This window comes from Pseudomonas sp. UBT (genome assembly GCF_050915955.1).
GTDB classification, from domain to species: Bacteria; Pseudomonadota; Gammaproteobacteria; order Pseudomonadales; family Pseudomonadaceae; genus Aquipseudomonas; species Aquipseudomonas antarctica_A.
In genome coordinates, this window is the sequence record NZ_CP168079.1 from 3,672,525 (window position 1) to 3,689,791 (window position 17,267).

At 60.7% G+C, this 17,267-nt stretch carries 16 protein-coding genes; 8 read left to right on the forward strand and 8 right to left on the reverse strand.

Annotated features, from left to right (window positions below; translation table 11 throughout):
* Positions 1-232 precede the first annotated feature (232 nt).
* Positions 233-406 carry a PA1571 family protein gene (locus tag ACDZ94_RS16840; protein WP_053255030.1) on the forward strand — a complete coding sequence of 58 codons (174 nt, stop codon included), beginning with the start codon at positions 233-235 and terminating at the stop codon, positions 404-406.
* A 53-nt stretch (positions 407-459) separates the two neighbouring features.
* On the opposite strand, the gene pdxB is transcribed toward ACDZ94_RS16840, so the two are convergent.
* Positions 460-1,602, reverse strand: a complete 1,143-nt coding sequence (gene pdxB / locus ACDZ94_RS16845) for a 4-phosphoerythronate dehydrogenase PdxB (RefSeq protein ID WP_432750480.1) — start codon at positions 1,600-1,602, stop codon at positions 460-462.
* 284 nt (positions 1,603-1,886) lie between these two features.
* On the opposite strand from pdxB, the gene ACDZ94_RS16850 reads away from it, so the two are divergent.
* Positions 1,887-3,269 (forward strand): MATE family efflux transporter, encoded by a 1,383-nt coding sequence (locus tag ACDZ94_RS16850; protein ID WP_064451376.1) that lies wholly within the window; start codon positions 1,887-1,889, stop codon positions 3,267-3,269.
* Here ACDZ94_RS16850 and tusA read toward each other — a convergent pair.
* Together tusA and rlmM are read right to left on the reverse strand one after the other, a co-directional pair.
* Positions 3,266-3,517 (reverse strand): sulfurtransferase TusA, encoded by a 252-nt coding sequence (gene tusA / locus ACDZ94_RS16855; protein ID WP_064451375.1) that lies wholly within the window; start codon positions 3,515-3,517, stop codon positions 3,266-3,268. The genes ACDZ94_RS16850 and tusA overlap by 4 nt on opposite strands.
* A gap of 141 nt (positions 3,518-3,658) precedes the next feature.
* The gene (gene rlmM / locus ACDZ94_RS16860) at positions 3,659-4,735 is read right to left on the reverse strand and encodes a 23S rRNA (cytidine(2498)-2'-O)-methyltransferase RlmM (RefSeq protein ID WP_064451374.1); all 1,077 of its coding nucleotides are present in this window, start codon (positions 4,733-4,735) and stop codon (positions 3,659-3,661) included.
* A 196-nt stretch (positions 4,736-4,931) separates the two neighbouring features.
* Between rlmM and acnA the strand changes: the two genes are divergently transcribed.
* Complete coding sequence (gene acnA, locus ACDZ94_RS16865; RefSeq protein WP_432750481.1) at positions 4,932-7,673, forward strand: aconitate hydratase AcnA; 2,742 nt, start codon at positions 4,932-4,934, stop codon at positions 7,671-7,673.
* Between the two features lie 127 nt (positions 7,674-7,800).
* On the opposite strand, the gene ACDZ94_RS16870 is transcribed toward acnA, so the two are convergent.
* Positions 7,801-8,739 carry an aspartyl/asparaginyl beta-hydroxylase domain-containing protein gene (locus ACDZ94_RS16870; RefSeq protein WP_064451372.1) on the reverse strand — a complete coding sequence of 313 codons (939 nt, stop codon included), beginning with the start codon at positions 8,737-8,739 and terminating at the stop codon, positions 7,801-7,803.
* Positions 8,740-9,018: 279 nt separating this feature from the next.
* A complete protein-coding gene (gene cysK, locus ACDZ94_RS16875) occupies positions 9,019-9,993 on the reverse strand; it encodes a cysteine synthase A (protein ID WP_064451371.1) in 975 nt (324 codons plus the stop codon).
* Positions 9,994-10,117: 124 nt separating this feature from the next.
* On the opposite strand from cysK, the gene ACDZ94_RS16880 reads away from it, so the two are divergent.
* The 4 genes from ACDZ94_RS16880 to ACDZ94_RS16895 all read left to right on the forward strand — a co-directional run bounded on the left by ACDZ94_RS16880 (position 10,118) and on the right by ACDZ94_RS16895 (position 13,633).
* The gene (locus ACDZ94_RS16880; protein WP_432750482.1) at positions 10,118-11,191 is read left to right on the forward strand and encodes a DUF748 domain-containing protein; all 1,074 of its coding nucleotides are present in this window, start codon (positions 10,118-10,120) and stop codon (positions 11,189-11,191) included.
* A gap of 90 nt (positions 11,192-11,281) precedes the next feature.
* Positions 11,282-11,503, forward strand: coding sequence for a hypothetical protein (locus ACDZ94_RS16885; RefSeq protein ID WP_064451369.1), 222 nt, complete (start codon positions 11,282-11,284; stop codon positions 11,501-11,503).
* A gap of 106 nt (positions 11,504-11,609) precedes the next feature.
* Positions 11,610-12,455 (forward strand): AAA family ATPase, encoded by an 846-nt coding sequence (locus ACDZ94_RS16890; RefSeq protein ID WP_138762176.1) that lies wholly within the window; start codon positions 11,610-11,612, stop codon positions 12,453-12,455.
* Positions 12,455-13,633 (forward strand): vWA domain-containing protein, encoded by a 1,179-nt coding sequence (locus ACDZ94_RS16895; RefSeq protein ID WP_064451368.1) that lies wholly within the window; start codon positions 12,455-12,457, stop codon positions 13,631-13,633. Before ACDZ94_RS16890 ends, ACDZ94_RS16895 begins: the two co-directional genes overlap by 1 nt.
* A 121-nt stretch (positions 13,634-13,754) precedes the next feature.
* Here ACDZ94_RS16895 and ACDZ94_RS16900 read toward each other — a convergent pair whose 3' ends face one another.
* The 3 genes from ACDZ94_RS16900 to ACDZ94_RS16910 are packed head-to-tail and all read right to left on the reverse strand — an operon-like array spanning position 13,755 to position 16,107.
* A complete protein-coding gene (locus tag ACDZ94_RS16900) occupies positions 13,755-14,669 on the reverse strand; it encodes a biotin-dependent carboxyltransferase family protein (protein ID WP_432750483.1) in 915 nt (304 codons plus the stop codon).
* A complete protein-coding gene (locus tag ACDZ94_RS16905; protein WP_432750484.1) occupies positions 14,666-15,370 on the reverse strand; it encodes a 5-oxoprolinase subunit B family protein in 705 nt (234 codons plus the stop codon). Before ACDZ94_RS16905 ends, ACDZ94_RS16900 begins: the two co-directional genes overlap by 4 nt.
* Positions 15,367-16,107, reverse strand: a complete 741-nt coding sequence (locus ACDZ94_RS16910) for a 5-oxoprolinase subunit PxpA (RefSeq protein WP_432750485.1) — start codon at positions 16,105-16,107, stop codon at positions 15,367-15,369. The genes ACDZ94_RS16905 and ACDZ94_RS16910 overlap by 4 nt, the downstream gene beginning before the upstream one ends.
* A 175-nt stretch (positions 16,108-16,282) precedes the next feature.
* Between ACDZ94_RS16910 and ACDZ94_RS16915 the strand changes: the two genes are divergently transcribed.
* Positions 16,283-17,203, forward strand: a complete 921-nt coding sequence (locus ACDZ94_RS16915) for a LysR family transcriptional regulator (RefSeq protein WP_432750486.1) — start codon at positions 16,283-16,285, stop codon at positions 17,201-17,203.
* Positions 17,204-17,267 lie beyond the last annotated feature (64 nt).

Here is a 17,267-nt window from a genome sequence, read left to right on the forward strand (position 1 = left end):
AGTTAGGTTGCTACATCCCAACATTGGGGGAACTTGGGGGAATAACAATGAGTCAGGTTAATTATGCCCGCCGAGACAGATCCCTAGAGGCTTTCGGTCTAATGCCTGGCTGGAAATTTGTATCGGTTTCTGGTGGACTGGGTGTTCGAACCGGTGGCTTTGTAAGGAGTTGTAATAGCTCGGTCACGCGGGGGAATTACAGTAGGTACACAACCTGATGAGGAGACAGGCCATGACCTTGCAAAACAGCAGCGATGCCAAGATTGAAGTGATCCGCCAACCGCAGCATCTGCCTTGCTCCGTCATCGACGCCCAAGGCCGCGAAGTGCAGATTACCGAAGAGATGATCCAGCAAGCATGTCGCGAGCTGGAACAGCGATTGGTCAAGCCTGCCAAGCAAGGCTGAAGTGCCCACGCTCTTTCAAACCCGGCCTTGATGGCCGGGTTTTTTATCGGTGCTTAAATCGCTACCGCGCCCAGCGCCGACACGATGTTCGACAACTGCGCCGATTCCCCGTTAATGCGTACTTTCAAGCCGTCAATCTCACGCCGCTCCGGGTAGTGCTTGCGCAGGAGGTCGAACGCCTTGCGTTGCTCTTGCACGGTTCCGACAAGGCTGCGACGGAAGTCCGCATCATCGCGGCGCGGGTCGTACACGCTGCGGCACAACGTCGCCAAGGCCCAGGCCGGATCGGTCGACGCGTTCAGGTGCACCTCGGCCAGCCACGGTGGCGGCAGCAGATCACTTAACTGAATGCTCGGTTCGTGGCCGAGGTGCGCGCAGAGTGCCTGGTAAATCTGCGCGGTACCGCGCTGCTTGCCATCGAGGCTGTAGCCTGCGATATGCGGAGTGGCCAACACGCACAGGTCGGCCAGGTCGACGTCTACTTCGGGCTCGCCTTCCCACACATCCAGCACGGCTTGCAGGTCTTCGCGCTGCAGCAGCACCTCGCGCAGGGCGGCGTTATCCACCACCGGACCACGGCTGGCGTTGATCAGCCAAGTGCCGGGCTTGAGGCTGTTGAGCCGCTCGCGGTCAAACAGGTGCCAGGTGGAACCGTTGCCGGACTTGGTCAGCGGCGTGTGCAGGCTGATCACGTCGCACTGCTCGATAATCTGCTGCAGGCTGACGTAATCACCGTCTTCGGCGATCTGGCGCGGCGGGTCACACACCAATACGTTCCAGCCCAGGCCCTTGAGTACCTGCACCAGGCGGCCGCCCACTTCACCGGCACCCACCACACCGTAGGTGCGCTGGTTGAGGTCGGCGCCTTCGATTTCGGCCAGGGTCTGCAAGCTGCCCAGCACATAGTCCACCACGCCCCGCGCATTGCAACCGGGGGCGCTGGACCAGGTGACACCGGCCTGCTTGAAGTAATCCAGGTCCAGGTGATCGGTGCCGATGGTGCAGGTGCCGACAAAGCGCACTTGCGTGCCTTCCAGCAAGGCGCGATTAACGTTGGTCACCGAGCGCACCAGCAGCACATCGGCCTGCTCGACCGTGGCGCGGTCGATGGAACGACCGGGCACCCGGCGAATTTCGCCAAACCCCTCAAAGAAGGCATCGAGCAGCGGAATATTTTCGTCGGCAACAATCAGCATGGCAGGCTCCTTTCGCGGACCAGCAGTGTACAGGGATGCGACCTGCGTTCCAGCGCAGATGCCAGGTGGGCAGTGCTTAGGTGGGAGCTGGCTTGCCTGCGATGCAGGCGACTCATTCTGTCGCTCAAAACCGAGGTGATGCCATCGCAGGCAAGCCAGCTCCCACAGGGGGTCGGCGCCAGCCGGAAGATCGCTTACAAATCGCTAACACAGGTTTTTTCCTGACCACTGCGTCAGCGCGTAGACTGCGCCGTCCTTTGCAACTCTTTTACGGACACCCGCACGTGAACACCGCCACCGCGACCCTCTCCCGCCCCGCCCGCGTCAGTCGCGAGGTGCGCAGCCTGCTGACCCTGGCCCTGCCGATCATGATCGGCCAACTCGCCACCACTGCCATGGGCTTCGTCGATGCGGTGATGGCCGGGCGCGTGAGCCCGCGAGACCTGGCAGCGGTGGCCCTGGGCAACTCGATCTGGATTCCGGTGTACCTGCTGATGACCGGCACGCTGCTGGCCACCACGCCCAAAGTCGCCCAGCGCTTCGGCGCCGGCCACCACACCGAGATTGGCCCGCTGGTGCGCCAATCCCTGTGGCTGGCGGTGGTGGTGGGCATTACTGCCCTGCTGATGCTGATCAGCGCCGAACCGATCCTGCACGCGATGAAGGTCGACCCCGAGCTGATCAAACCCTGCATGGCCTACCTGCACGGCATCGCGTCCGGCATGCCGGCCATCGCCCTGTATTACGTGTTGCGTTGCTTCAGTGATGGCATGGGCCGTACGCGCCCAAGCATGGTCATGGGCCTGTGCGGGCTGGCGTTGAACATTCCACTGAACTACGTGTTCATTTATGGCCACTTCGGTGTGCCGGCCATGGGCGGCGTGGGCTGTGGCTGGGCCACGGCCATTGTGATGTGGGTGATGATGCTCGGCCTCGCCGCTTGGACCCGCTGGGCACCGGCGTACCAGAGCAGCGAATTGTTCAAGCGTTTCGACTGGCCGCAATGGGCAGTGATCAAGCGCGTGCTGAGCATCGGCCTGCCGATCGGGATCGCGGTGTTCGCCGAATCGAGCATTTTTGCGGTGATCGCCCTGCTGATCGGCAGCCTGGGCGCCAACGTGGTGGCCGGGCACCAGATCGCGCTGAACTTCAGCTCGCTGGTGTTCATGATCCCCTATTCGCTGAGCATGGCGGTCACGGTGCGGGTCGGCCAGGCATTGGGTCGTGGCGAGCCGCGTGAAGCTCGTTTTGCCGCCGGAGTCGGCATGGGCACGGCACTCACCTACGCGTGCCTGTCCTGCAGCCTGATGCTGCTGTTTCGCGAACAGATTGCCACGATTTACACGCCTGACCCGCGGGTGATCCACGTGGCGTCGATGCTGATCGTGTTTGCGGCGCTGTTCCAGTTCTCCGACGCGATCCAGGTCACCGCGGCCGGCGCGCTGCGTGGCTACCAGGACACGCGGGTGACCATGGTGCTGACCTTGTTTGCTTACTGGGGCGTGGGGTTGCCGGTGGGTTATGCCCTGGGGCTGACCGATTGGCTGGGCGCGGCGAGTGGGCCGAGTGGCCTGTGGCAAGGGCTGATCGTGGGCTTGAGCTGCGCCGCGGCGATGCTGGTGATCCGCCTGGCACGCAGCGCGCGCCGGCGGATTCGCCTGGTTTAAGCGGACTTCTTGCGAATCCAGTACAGGTACGTACCGGCGTGTTCCTGCTGATCCACCAGCTCGTGGTCCAGGAACACACAGAACTTGGGAATATCGCGGCGGGTCGACGGGTCGGTCGCGATCACCTTGAGCAGGCCGCCAGCCGGCAAGTCGCGGATGTGCTGGTGCAGCATCATCACCGGTTCCGGGCAGTTGAGGCCCGTCGCATCGAGCACGGCGTCTACGGGCAAATCGAGAGGCTGATTCATACATCACTCCTGAAACAGACCCACTCTCCTGTGGGAGCGGGCTTGCCCGCGATAAGGGGCACATTCACTATAAATTTCGACTGTTATACCGCCATCGCAGGCAAGCCAGCTCCCACATTTTGAGCGGCGTGCGGCTCAACGTCAGCGCGACTTGGTCTTCTTCACATCCACCAGCCGACGCAGGTGACAGGTGACTTCCTCACGGTCGTGGTACAGCTGCTTGCAGCCGATTTCCACGCGAATACCACGCGCCTTGAAACCGTCTTCAATGCGCTCCAGCAAGCGTTTCACTTCGGCGTAACGCTGCTTCATCGGCAACTTCAGGTTCACCACCGCCTCGCGGCAATAGCCCTCGCCGATCCAGGTTTCCAGCAGGGCCGCGTTACGCGCCGGTTTCTCGACGATGTCGCAGACCATCCAGTCTACCGGCTGCTTGGGCACGAAGGTAAAGCCGTCAGCCATCAAATGCTGCACCAGGCCGGTGTCCATCAGGCTTTCGGCCATCGGGCCGTTGTCGATGGCGGTCACCAGCATGCCGCGGTTGACCAGTTGCCAGGTCCAGCCGCCTGGGGCTGCGCCGAGGTCAACACCGGTCATGTCACCGTGCAGGCGCTCGTCCCACTGGTCGCGGGGGATGAAGTGGTGCCACGCCTCTTCCAGTTTCAGGGTCGAACGGCTGGGCGCGTCACGCGGGAATTTCAGGCGCGGGATGCCCATGGGCCACATCGCCGAGTTGTTCGACTCGGCCAGGCCCATGAACACTTCACGGCCGCTTTTGAAGGTCAGCAGCAGGCGCGGCTTGCTCGGGTCATCCACCAGCTTGCCGGCGTTCAACAAGGCTTTGCGCAAGTGCACTTCAAACTTCTTGCAGAAGTTCGAGAGCTCCTTGCCGTCGTTGGTGTCGACCATCTCCAGCCACAGGCTGCCACACACCGGGAAGCCTTGCAGGTGGGCGAGGATCACGCTGATGCGGTCGGTTTCCGGCAGGTCAATGAATACCCCGCGCGCCCACTGCCTCGGGAAGATCAGCTCGGCAAAGCGCTGGCCGTGCATCAGGCGCTGGGCGCCGTCTTCTTCGGTGCAGACAAATTCGGCGCAGGCGCTGCCGGTCTTGGTCTTGGCATAGCCGGAAACGTTCAGGCGCGCGGCGTGTTCCGCGATCTCGGAACAGACTTCGCCTTCAAAACCCGGGCGGCAGTGCATAAAAAGGGTGTTCATCAACTCTCCTGGTGACTCAACCGGCATTGCTCTATCGCAATACCTGTCATGAAAACGCGCGCATGATAGCCGAGTTCGGAACCTTGGACTTAACGATAGAGTCCAGTTATTAGCCTGCTAATGAAAACAGGGCTAAGTTGAAAGCTCTGTTCGTCCCGTCAGGTCCGTAGCCGTGCGGACCATAAGGAGTCATGTAATGTCATCCGTTGATAGCCTGAGAACCCTTAAAACACTGGAAATAGACAGCAAGACCTACCACTACTTCAGTCTGCCCGAAGCGGCCAAGAGCCTGGGTGACCTGGACACGCTGCCGATGTCGCTCAAAGTGCTGCTGGAAAACCTGCTGCGCTGGGAAGACAACAAGACCGTCACCGGCGCCGACCTCAAGGCCATCGCTGCCTGGCTCAAAGAGCGCCAGTCCGACCGCGAAATCCAATACCGCCCCGCCCGCGTGCTGATGCAGGACTTCACCGGCGTGCCTGCGGTGGTCGACCTGGCCGCCATGCGCGCCGCCGTGGCCAAGGCGGGAGGCGACCCGCAGCGTATCAACCCGCTGTCCCCCGTGGACCTGGTGATCGACCACTCGGTAATGGTCGACAAGTTCGGCAGCAACAGCGCGTTTGAGCAGAACGTCGACATCGAAATGCAGCGCAACGGCGAACGCTACGCCTTCCTGCGCTGGGGCCAAAGCGCCTTCGACAACTTCAGCGTCGTGCCACCGGGCACCGGCATCTGCCACCAGGTCAACCTCGAATACCTCGGCCGCACCGTGTGGACCAAAGAGGAAGACGGCCGCACCTACGCCTTCCCCGACACCCTGGTGGGCACCGACTCCCACACCACCATGATCAATGGCCTTGGCGTACTCGGCTGGGGCGTGGGCGGCATCGAAGCGGAAGCGGCGATGCTCGGCCAACCGGTGTCGATGCTGATTCCGGAAGTGATCGGCTTCAAGCTCACCGGCAAACTCAAGGAAGGCATCACGGCCACCGACCTGGTGCTGACCGTCACCCAGATGCTGCGTAAAAAAGGCGTGGTGGGTAAATTCGTCGAATTCTATGGCGACGGCTTGGCCGACTTGCCCCTGGCCGACCGCGCGACCATCGCCAACATGGCCCCGGAATACGGCGCCACCTGCGGCTTTTTCCCCGTGGATGACGTGACCCTGGACTACCTGCGCCTGTCGGGCCGCCCGGCAGAAACCGTGAAGCTGGTCGAGGCCTACACCAAGGCTCAGGGCCTGTGGCGCAATGCCGGCCAGGAGCCAGTGTTCACCGATACCCTGGCGCTGGACATGGGCAGCGTCGAAGCCAGCCTTGCCGGGCCGAAACGCCCGCAGGACCGTGTTTCGTTGCCAAATGTGGCACAAGCCTTCAGTGACTTCCTCGACCTGCAATTCAAACCTACCACCAAAGAAGAAGGCCGCCTGGAAAGTGAAGGCGGTGGCGGTGTCGCCGTGGGCAACGCCGACCTGGTGGGCGAAACTGACTACGAATACGACGGCCATACCTATCGCCTGAAAAACGGCGCGGTGGTGATTGCAGCGATTACCTCGTGCACCAACACCTCCAACCCCAGTGTGATGATGGCTGCAGGCCTGGTGGCGAAAAAGGCCGTGGAAAAAGGCCTCACCAGCAAACCGTGGGTGAAAACCTCGCTGGCACCTGGCTCCAAAGTGGTGACTGACTACTACAAGGCGGCGGGCCTTACCCAGTACCTGGATAAACTCGGTTTCGATCTGGTCGGCTATGGCTGCACCACCTGCATCGGCAACTCCGGCCCACTGCCTGAGCCCATCGAAAAAGCCATCCAGAAAGCTGACCTCGCGGTCGCCTCGGTGCTGTCCGGCAACCGTAACTTTGAGGGTCGCGTACACCCGCTGGTGAAAACCAACTGGCTGGCCTCGCCGCCGCTGGTGGTCGCCTATGCATTGGCCGGCACCGTGCGTATCGATATCAGCAGCGAGCCGCTGGGCGAAGGCAAGGACGGCCAGCCGGTGTACCTGAAAGACATCTGGCCAAGCAGCCAGGAAATCGCTGACGCGGTCGCCCAGGTCAGCACCGGCATGTTCCACAAGGAATACGCCGAAGTATTTGCCGGTGATGAGCAGTGGCAAGCCATTGAGGTGCCGCAGGCCGCGACTTACGTGTGGCAGAAGGATTCCACCTACATCCAGCACCCGCCGTTCTTCGACGACATTGCCGGGCCACTGCCGGTTATCAAAGACGTCACAGGCGCGAATGTGCTGGCGCTGCTGGGTGATTCGGTGACCACCGACCACATCTCCCCCGCCGGCAACATCAAGACCGACAGCCCCGCCGGCCGCTACCTGCGCGAGCAAGGTGTGGAGCCGCGTGACTTCAACTCCTACGGTTCACGCCGGGGCAACCATGAAGTGATGATGCGCGGCACGTTTGCCAATATCCGTATCCGCAACGAGATGCTCGGCGGCGAGGAAGGCGGCAACACGCTGTACATCCCCACTGGCGAGAAAATGCCCATTTACGACGCGGCCATGAAGTACCAGGCGTCGGGCACGCCGCTGGTGGTGATCGCCGGTCAGGAATACGGCACCGGCTCAAGCCGCGACTGGGCGGCCAAGGGCACCAACCTGCTGGGGGTCAAGGCGGTGATCGCCGAGAGCTTCGAGCGGATTCACCGCTCCAACCTGGTGGGCATGGGCGTGCTGCCACTGCAGTTCAAGCTGGATCAGAACCGCAAGGCGCTCAAACTCACCGGCAAGGAAAAGATCGACATTCTCGGGCTGACCGGGGCCGAGATCGAGCCACGGATGAACCTGACGCTGGTGATTACGCGCGAGGATGGCAGCAGCGAGAAGGTCGAGGTGCTGTGCCGGATTGATACCCTCAATGAAGTCGAGTACTTCAAGGCGGGCGGGATTCTGCACTATGTACTGCGCCAGTTGATCGCCTCTTAAGCAACACTGCAAAACCAAAAGTGGGAGCGGGCTTGCTCGCGAATGCGGAGTGTCAGTCGATACATTCTTGACTGACCCACCGCTTTCGCGAGCAAGCCCGCTCCCACATTTTTAACCGCGTTTCAAATTAGCTGAACAACCACTTCCACAACAGCACCAGCACGATTACAGCCAGCACCGGCCGCGCAATGCGGTAGGCCTTCGGATGCTTGCGCTTCCACTGCTTGACCACACCGCTGAACTTGTCGCTGAAGGTCTTGCTCCAGGCATACGCCTGGTTGATCCCGCCCACACGCTCATCATCAAGGTTTTGCGGCGCCGTGGCGCGGCCCAACTGCTTGCTGACCCAGCGGTTGATGCGCGTCATCAGCCGGTTGCTCAGCGGGCGTTCGATGTCGCAGAACAGAATCACGCGGGTCTTTTCAGTCTCGTTCTTCACCCAGTGCACGTAGGTTTCGTCGAACATCACGTCTTCACCGTCGCGCCAGGCGTAAACCTGGCCATCGACGAAGATGCGGCAGTCGTCGGAGTTCGGCGTGGACAAACCCAGGTGATAACGCAGCGAACCGGCAAACGGGTCGCGGTGCGGGTTGAGGTGGCTACCCCCCGGCAACAGCGCGAACATTGCGCCCTTGACGTTGGGGATGCTGCTGACCAGCGCCACGGTTTTCGGGCACAGGGCCTCGGCCGATGGCAGCGGTTTGTCGTACCACTTGAGGTAGAAGCGCTTCCAGCCCTTTTTGAAGAACGAACCGAAACCGGCGTCGTTGTTCTTTTCGGCGGCGCGGATGTACCCCTCGTCGAACAGGTGCATCGCCTCTTCGCGAATCACTTCCCAGTTGTCCTTGAGCACATCCAGCTCCGGGAACTTGCTGCGGTCCAGGTATGGTTTGGACGGCACGGCCGAGAATATATACATCAAGGCGTTGTACGGGGCGAACAGCGCCGAATGGTTGACGAACTGGCGCAACATCGGCAAACGGGCCTTGCCGCGCAAGTGCACATACAGCGTGCTGCCGATAAACAACAGCAGCACCGACAGTTTGGCGGCCAAAGAAAAGGTCATGCAGCAACTCCTGGAAATAAGCGCCTGGCCAGCGACCTCCCGTCAACGGGAAACCAGACGTAGCAGCCGGCCATGATAAACAGTTGGGCCATTATGCAGAAGGCCTGGGCCGACCGGCTGACATAAATCAAAACCCTGTGGCGAGTCGAACCCTTATGGTGAGCGGGCTTGCCCTAATGCAGTTCAGTTAAGCGAACACGATGCTCAAAGCAGCGAAGATCAAATGTGGGAGCGGGCTTGCCCGCGAAGACGTCGGCCCAGCCCGCCACCGATAACCGATCAGGCCTGGTTTTCTTGCTCGGTAAACAAATCGCTGAACAACATGCTCGACAGGTAGCGCTCACCCGAGTCCGGCAGGATCACCACGATGGTCTTGCCCTGCATTTCCGGTTTCTCGGCCAGCCGTACCGCCACCGCCATGGCGGCGCCGCAGGAGATTCCGCACAGAATGCCTTCTTCCTGCATCAGTCGCCGAGCCATGACCTTGGATTCGTCATCGGTCACCAGCTCCACGCGGTCAACCATCGACAGGTCGAGGTTTTTCGGCACGAAACCGGCGCCGATGCCCTGGATTTTATGCGGGCTGGGTTTGATCTCTTCACCGGCCAGCGCCTGGGTAATCACGGGCGAGGCGAACGGTTCAACGGCCACCGACAGAATCGGCTTGCCGGCAATGTTCTTGATATAGCGCGACACACCGGTAATGGTGCCGCCGGTGCCCACGCCCGCGACCAGTACGTCCACGGCGCCATCGGTGTCGTTCCAGATTTCCGGGCCGGTGGTTTTCTCGTGGATTGCCGGGTTGGCCGGGTTTTCGAACTGGGCCGGCATAAAGTAGGTCGCCGGGTCGCTGGCGAGGATTTCGGCAGCTTTTTCGATAGCGCCCTTCATGCCCTTGGCCGGTTCGGTCAACACCAGTTCGGCGCCCAGGGCCTTGAGCACTTTGCGTCGCTCGATGCTCATGGACGACGGCATGGTCAGCAGCAGCTTGTAGCCACGGGCGGCGGCGACAAACGCCAGGCCAATGCCGGTGTTGCCGGAGGTCGGTTCTACAATCGTCATGCCGGGCTTGAGTTTGCCGGTGCTTTCGGCGTCCCAGATCATGTTTGCGCCAATGCGGCACTTCACCGAATAACCCGGGTTACGCCCTTCGATCTTGGCCAGGATGGTCACGCCACGCGGTGCGATGCGATTGATCTGAACCAGGGGCGTATTACCGATGGAGTGCGCGTTGTCTGCAAAGATGCGGCTCATAACGGGTCCTTAGGGCAATTTCAATAAGGCTCCAAGGGTATGCCTCAGGTTGGGAGGCGTCCAGTCAGAGGAACGTTGCGCCAATACATGCGGTCCATCGCCTATACCGTTGGAGAACCTGAACATGAAACGTCGCTACAGTGGGCTGCTATGGATCGTCGCCGTACTGGTGGTAGTACTGATCGCTCTGGACCTCGCCCTGCCCTACCTGGTGCGCAACTACCTGAACGACAAGCTCGCCGACATGGGCGATTACCGCGGCCAGGTCACGGACGTAGACGTGGCCCTGTGGCGCGGCGCCTACAAAATCAACGGCCTGCAGATCGTCAAGGTCGACGGCAAGGTGCCTGTGCCGTTCGTCAAGGCACCGTTGATCGACGTGTCGGTAAGCTGGCATTCGCTGTGGTACGACCATGCGGTGGTCGCCGAGATGCAGTTCTTCCAGCCGGAGGTGAATTTCGTCGACGGTGGCAGCCAACAAGCGTCCCAGACTGGTAAGGGCACCGACTGGCGCGAACAACTGAGCAAACTGTTGCCGATCACCCTCAACGAAGTGCGCATTCAGGATGGCAAGGTCGCCTTCCACAACTTCAATTCCAAGCCTGCGGTGAATATCTATGCCACCGCGGTCAACGCGAGCTTTTACAACCTGACCAACGTCGTCGATGTGAAGGGCAAGCGTGACGCCAGCTTCGAAGGCAAGGCGCAGTTGCTGGGGCAGGCACCGCTGGAAGCCACTGCCGCCTTCGACCCGCTGAGCAATTTCGAAGACTTTGAATTCCGCTTTCGCGCCAAAGACATCCAGCTCAAGCGCCTGAATGACTTCGCGTCGGCCTACGGCAAATTCGACTTCAAGGCCGGTACCGGCGATCTGGTGGTCGAAGCCCAGGCTGAAAAAGGCCAATTGAAAGGTTACATCAAGCCGTTGCTGCGCAATGTGGAAGTGTTCGACTGGAAACAGGATGTAGAGAACAAGGACAAAAATATCTTTCGCTCGATCTGGGAAGCCGTGGTTGGCACCAGCGAGACGGTGCTGAAGAACCAGAACAAAAACCAATTTGCCACCCGCGTAGAACTCAGCGGCAGCGTTCACCAGCAAGATATCAGCGCGTTCTCGGCGTTTTTGGCGATTTTGCGCAACGGTTTCATCCAGGCGTTCACTGCGCGCTATGAACAGCCCAAGCCGAGTGCTGACTGAATCACACGCCCGAGGGCAACTATGGTGAAACACCGAGCCCTCGTTTATCGTACCGCCGAGTAAATTCCAACGACTAGTAAGGACACTAAAATGCGCATCTGCGGCTGGATACTGACAATTCTTGGTTATCTTTGGGCCTTTTCGGGCTGTGTGCGAATAGCGATATTCGCCATGGACGGCGGGCCAATGGCCGGCCAGATGATCCTCATAAGCCTGGGCACACTGGTTTTAGCAGCTCTCGCCCTGTGGGGCGGCAGCAAGCTCAGGGATAAAGCCGATGCGCGGGCCTATGCGTTGGAAAAAAACCGCTAGCGGTCACCCGTGACCAGCCATTCAGAGACTGAATAACCCGTCTGCGTTCACAGTCGCCGGGGCTGCGCGGTATAGTCCGGGCATTGATGAATGCGAGGAATGACCGATGAAGTTCGAAGGCACCCAGGCCTACGTTGCTACCGATGACCTGAAACTGGCCGTGAACGCCGCCATCACCCTGGAACGGCCATTGCTGGTCAAGGGCGAGCCCGGCACCGGCAAGACCATGCTCGCCGAACAACTGGCCGAATCCTTCAGCGCCAAGCTGATTACCTGGCACATCAAGTCCACCACCAAGGCGCATCAGGGCCTCTACGAGTATGACGCGGTAAGCCGTCTGCGCGACTCGCAGCTGGGCGTGGACAAAGTGCACGACGTGCGCAACTACCTGAAGAAGGGCAAGCTCTGGGAGGCCTTCGAGTCCGAGGAGCGGGTGATTCTGCTGATCGATGAAATCGACAAGGCTGACATCGAGTTCCCCAACGACCTGTTGCAAGAACTCGACAAGATGGAGTTCTACGTCTACGAAATCGACGAGACCATCAAGGCCAAGAAACGCCCGATCATCATCATTACCTCCAACAACGAAAAAGAGCTGCCGGACGCGTTCCTGCGCCGCTGCTTCTTCCATTACATCGCCTTCCCCGACCGCACGACCCTGCAAAAGATCGTCGATGTGCACTACCCCGACATCAAGAAAGACCTGGTCAGCGAAGCGCTGGACGTGTTTTTCGACGTGCGCAAAGTGCCAGGCCTGAAGAAAAAGCCGTCCACCTCCGAACTGGTCGACTGGCTCAAACTGCTGATGGCCGACAATATCGGTGAAGCCGTGCTGCGCGAACGCGACCCCACCAAAGCCATCCCGCCGCTGGCCGGGGCTTTGGTGAAGAACGAGCAAGACGTGCAATTGCTGGAGCGTCTGGCGTTCATGAGCCGTCGCGGTAATCGATAATGCTGCTCAACCTGTTCAATGAGATGCGTGCAGCCAAGGTGCCGGTGTCGGTGCGCGAGCTGCTCGACTTGATCAATGCGCTGAAACAGCGCGTGGTCTTCGCCGACATGGACGAGTTTTACTACTTGGCCCGGGCAATCCTGGTGAAGGACGAACGGCATTTCGACAAGTTCGACCGGGCGTTCGGCGCCTATTTCAACGGCCTCGAAAAGCTCGACGACCACCTGCAAGCGCTGATCCCCGAGGACTGGCTGCGCAAGGAGTTCGAACGCTCGCTGACCGATGAAGAGCGCGCGCAGATCCAGTCCCTCGGCGGCCTGGACAAGCTGATCGAAGAATTCAAGAAACGCCTGGAAGAACAGAAAGAGCGCCATGCCGGCGGCAACAAGTGGATCGGCACCGGTGGCACCAGCCCGTTCGGCTCCGGCGGCTACAACCCGGAAGGCATTCGCGTCGGCGACGCCGGCAAGCGCCAGGGCAAAGCGGTGAAAGTCTGGGACCAGCGCGAGTACAAGAACCTCGACGACCAAGTGGAACTGGGCACGCGCAACATCAAGATCGCTCTGCGCCGCCTGCGCAAATTCGCGCGCCAGGGTGCGGCCGAAGAGCTGGATATCGACGGTACTATCGACCACACCGCCCGCGACGCCGGGTTGCTGAATATCCAGATGCGCCCGGAGCGGCGTAACACCATCAAGCTGTTGCTGCTGTTCGACATCGGCGGCTCGATGGACGCCCATGTAAAGATCTGCGAAGAATTGTTCTCGGCCTGCAAGACCGAGTTCAAGCACTTGGAGTACTTCTACTTTCACAACTTCGTGTACGAATCGGTGTGGAAGAACAACCAGCGCCGCACGTCGGAACGCACCTCCACCCAGGATTTGCTGCACAAGTACGGCGCTGACTACAAAGTGATTTTTATCGGCGATGCGTCGATGGCGCCCTACGAAATCACCCAGGCCGGCGGCAGCGTCGAGCACTGGAATGAAGAGCCTGGGTATGTGTGGATGCAGCGCTTCATGGCCAAGTACAAGAAGCTGATCTGGATAAACCCGTACCCGAAGGACACGTGGGGGTATACGGCGTCGACAGGGATTGTGCGGGAGTTGGTGGAGGATCAGATGTATCCGCTGACCTTGCGCGGCTTGGAAGAAGGAATGCGCTTTCTCTCCAAGTAAACGCAGAGGCAAATGTGGGAGCGGGCTTGCTCGCGAAAGCGGTGGGTCAGTTATTGATGGACTGACTGACACCCTGCATTCGCGAGCAAGCCCGCTCCCACATGTTGGGTTGCGGTGATCTTTAGCCCGCGGTGAAGCGCTGCAAAAACTCCACATGCTGCCGATGCGCCGTCTCCTGCACCACCGGCACCAAGCGCACCTTCTCCCCTGGCAAGCACTGCGCCAGCCGCGCCAGCGCCAACGGCGTCAACGCGCCCAATCGCGGATAGCCACCAATGGTCTGCCGGTCATTGAGCAACACAATCGGCTGCCCATCCGGCGGCACCTGGATGGCCCCCAGCGGAATGCCCTCAGAGATCAACGAGGGCCCCTGATACTGCAACGGGGTGCCCAGCAAACGCATGCCCATGCGATCTGCACGGCTGTCGAGGGCCCATTCAGTATTGAACGCATCGAACAAACTCTGCCCGCTGAACTGGCCGATCTGTGCGCCGACTATCACCTCCAGTGGCGCCTTGGCTGGCAAATCAGGCGCACTCAGTACTTTCATCGCCCCGCCCACACCGGAATAAGCCAACCGCCCGCCGACGGCCAACGCCTTGCCGAAACCGTCCACCCCGCCCAACTCTTCACGTACCACCGTGGCACAACTGCCGAGCACAGCCGGCGCATCAAAACCGCCCGGTGCCGCCAGATAAGCGCGCGCACCGTTGAACGGCTGGGTAAAGCGCAAACGCTGACCCTTTTGCAGGATAAAACTGCGCCCCGGGCTGATCGCACGCTCATCGATATACGCGCCCAGATCCGCACCGGCCAACGCCAGCAAGCAATACTCCTCGGCTTGCACGGTAAACCCGCCCAAGGTGATTTCCACTACGGGCTTATCCAGGGCATTACCCAGCAGCCAATTGGCCCAGGTCATCGACACCCAATCCAGCGCGCCACCCTGGGTCACGCCCAGGTGCCGCACGCCAAAACGGCCGGTGTCCTGCAACAGGCACAGCGGCGTGCTGGCCTCGATCAACAAGCGGCTCATGCCTGCGCCTCCAACGGCGTGTCATCGCCACCCAGGTTGATGAATTCGGCGTGGCCGACGGCTTCGAAGCGCACCGTATCGCCGGGTTGCATCAGGCTGTAGCCGTCGCGTTCGCGGTCGAACAGCTTGGCCGGGGTGCGGCCGATCAGGTTCCAGCCACCGGGGGATACCACCGGGTAGGCGGCAGTTTGCCGTTCGGCAATGCCGACGCTGCCGGCAGCCACGCGTTTACGTGGGGTGTTCAGCCGTGGCGTGGCGAGGATCTCGTCCACCAGCCCCATAAAGGCAAAACCGGGAGCAAAACCGAGGGCAAACACTTGGTATTCGTGGGCACTGTGGCGACGGATGACGTCGTCTACCACCAGGCCGCTGCGCTGGCTGAGCAGGTTCAGTTCAGGGCCGACACTCAGGTCGTACCACACCGGCAGCACGTGGCACTGGCCGCTGCCCTGGGCCTGGGGTTGCAGGTCGGTCAGCGCCTGGCCAATCAGTTCCCGTGCCTGGGCCGGGCTCAACGCAGTGAGGTCGTAATGCACCATCAGCGTGGTGTAGGACGGCACCAGATCCACCAGCGCCGCGCCGAACCCCTCGCGCAGACGCTGGGTGGCGGCGAGCATCCACGGCATATTGGCTTCGGCAATCACATCGAACAGACGCACCATCAGGCAATCAATCGCCACCACTTCAATGCGTGGCTTCATGCTGGCTTCAACGCCTCGCGAATGCGCTGCACCGCGGCGACCGAACTGGCGTTATCGCCGTGCACGCACAGGGTATTGGCCTGCAACACCAGGGCGCTGCCGTCGCTGGCGGTCAAGGCTTCGCCACGGGAAATAGTCAGGGCTTGCTGCACGATGATGTCGGAGTCGTGGTGCACGGCGCCCGGCAACTGGCGGGAAACCAGGTGCCCCTTGTGGTCGTAGGCACGGTCGGCGAAGGCTTCGAACCACAGGATCACGCCGTATTCGTCGCCCAACGCCTGGGCGGCGCTGTTGTCGCGGGTGGCCAGCAGCATCAGCGGCAAGTCGCCATAGGCAGCCACGGCCTGGATCACCGCACGCAATTGCGCCGGGTTGGCCATCATGTCGTTGTACATCGCACCATGGGGTTTGACGTAGCTGACCCGCCCGCCTTGCGCCCGGCAGATGCCGTCGAGGGCACCGATCTGGTAGTGCAACAGGTCCTGGATTTCATCGGTGGTATAAGCCATTGAGCGCCGACCGAACCCTTGCAGGTCCTGGTACGCCGGGTGCGCCCCTACTTGCACGCCGTGCTTGAGGGCCAGGCTGACGGTCTTGCGCATGATGCTCGGGTCACCGGCATGGAAGCCGCAGGCCACGTTGGCACAATCAATGAACGGCATGACCTCGGCGTCCAGACCCATGGTCCAGTTGCCAAAGCTTTCGCCGATGTCGCAATTCAGTAGCAGACGGCTCACGGTGGGTGCTCCTGTAGGCTTTATAGTTTTTGTAGTGTGGGATTTTTTACGCAAAACGCGCAACTTGTCCTCACACCCCAACGACGCTTATCGTGGAATAGCTCGATTTTTGGCGTTTGCCCGGTGCGGCGTCCAACTAATAAAAACCGATCCATGCATAAGAAAAGTTGATCCCATGAATTTGAAGTTCCTCGAAACCTTCGTCTGGGTGGCCAAGCTCAAGAGCTTTCGCCTGACGGCCGAGAAGCTGTTCACCACCCAGGCCTCGATTTCCAGCCGTATCGCCGTGCTCGAAAGCGAACTGGGCGTGAAGCTGTTCCTGCGCGATTCGCGCGGCGTGAGCCTGACCCCGGACGGCTTGAAGGTGCTCGATTACGCCGAGCAGATGATGGTGACCATGCAGGGCCTGAAGCAGTCCCTGGAAACCACCAGCAGCAAGGTCGGGCGGATTCGGATCGGCGCGATGGACACCGTCATCCACACCTGGCTGAGCCCGCTGGTCGCTGAATTGATGGACCATTTTCCCCTGGTGGAAATCGAATTAGTCGCCGATACCGCGCTTAACCTCAGCGATCAGCTGCAAAAAGGCTTCCTCGACCTGATCCTGCAAACCGACTTGCTGCGCCTCGAAACGGTGCGCAGCCTGGAACTGGCCAGCCATCCCATGGCCTGGATCGTCGCCAGCCACTCCCTCTACAACCGCGACTACGCCTCCCTCGCCGAACTGGCCCAGGAGCGCATCATCACCTACTCGAAAAACTCCCACCCGCACCAGGACGTGCTGAGCCTGATGCAGGCCAACGGCGTCGCCGCCCCACGGATGAACTGTGTGAATTCGGTGTCGGCCATCACCCGCTTGCTGCGCGATGGTTTCGGGATTGGCGCATTGCCGCCGGTGCTGGTCAGCGAGGAATTGGCACGCGGGGAATTGGTGATGTTGCCGATGGCGCAGAAGCTGCCGAACTTGCAGGTCGTGGTGTCGTGGCGTGTCGGGGTGGAGCTGGTGGAGGAGATTGTCGGGCTGTGCCAGAAGGTCGTGGCGCGGTATGCCGAGGAGGTGGGTGAAGCGCACATGGTGCTGACGAAACCGGATTAAAACTGTGGGAGCTGGCTTGCCTGCGATAGCGGTGTATCAGTGGCAGATGTGCAAGCTGACCCAC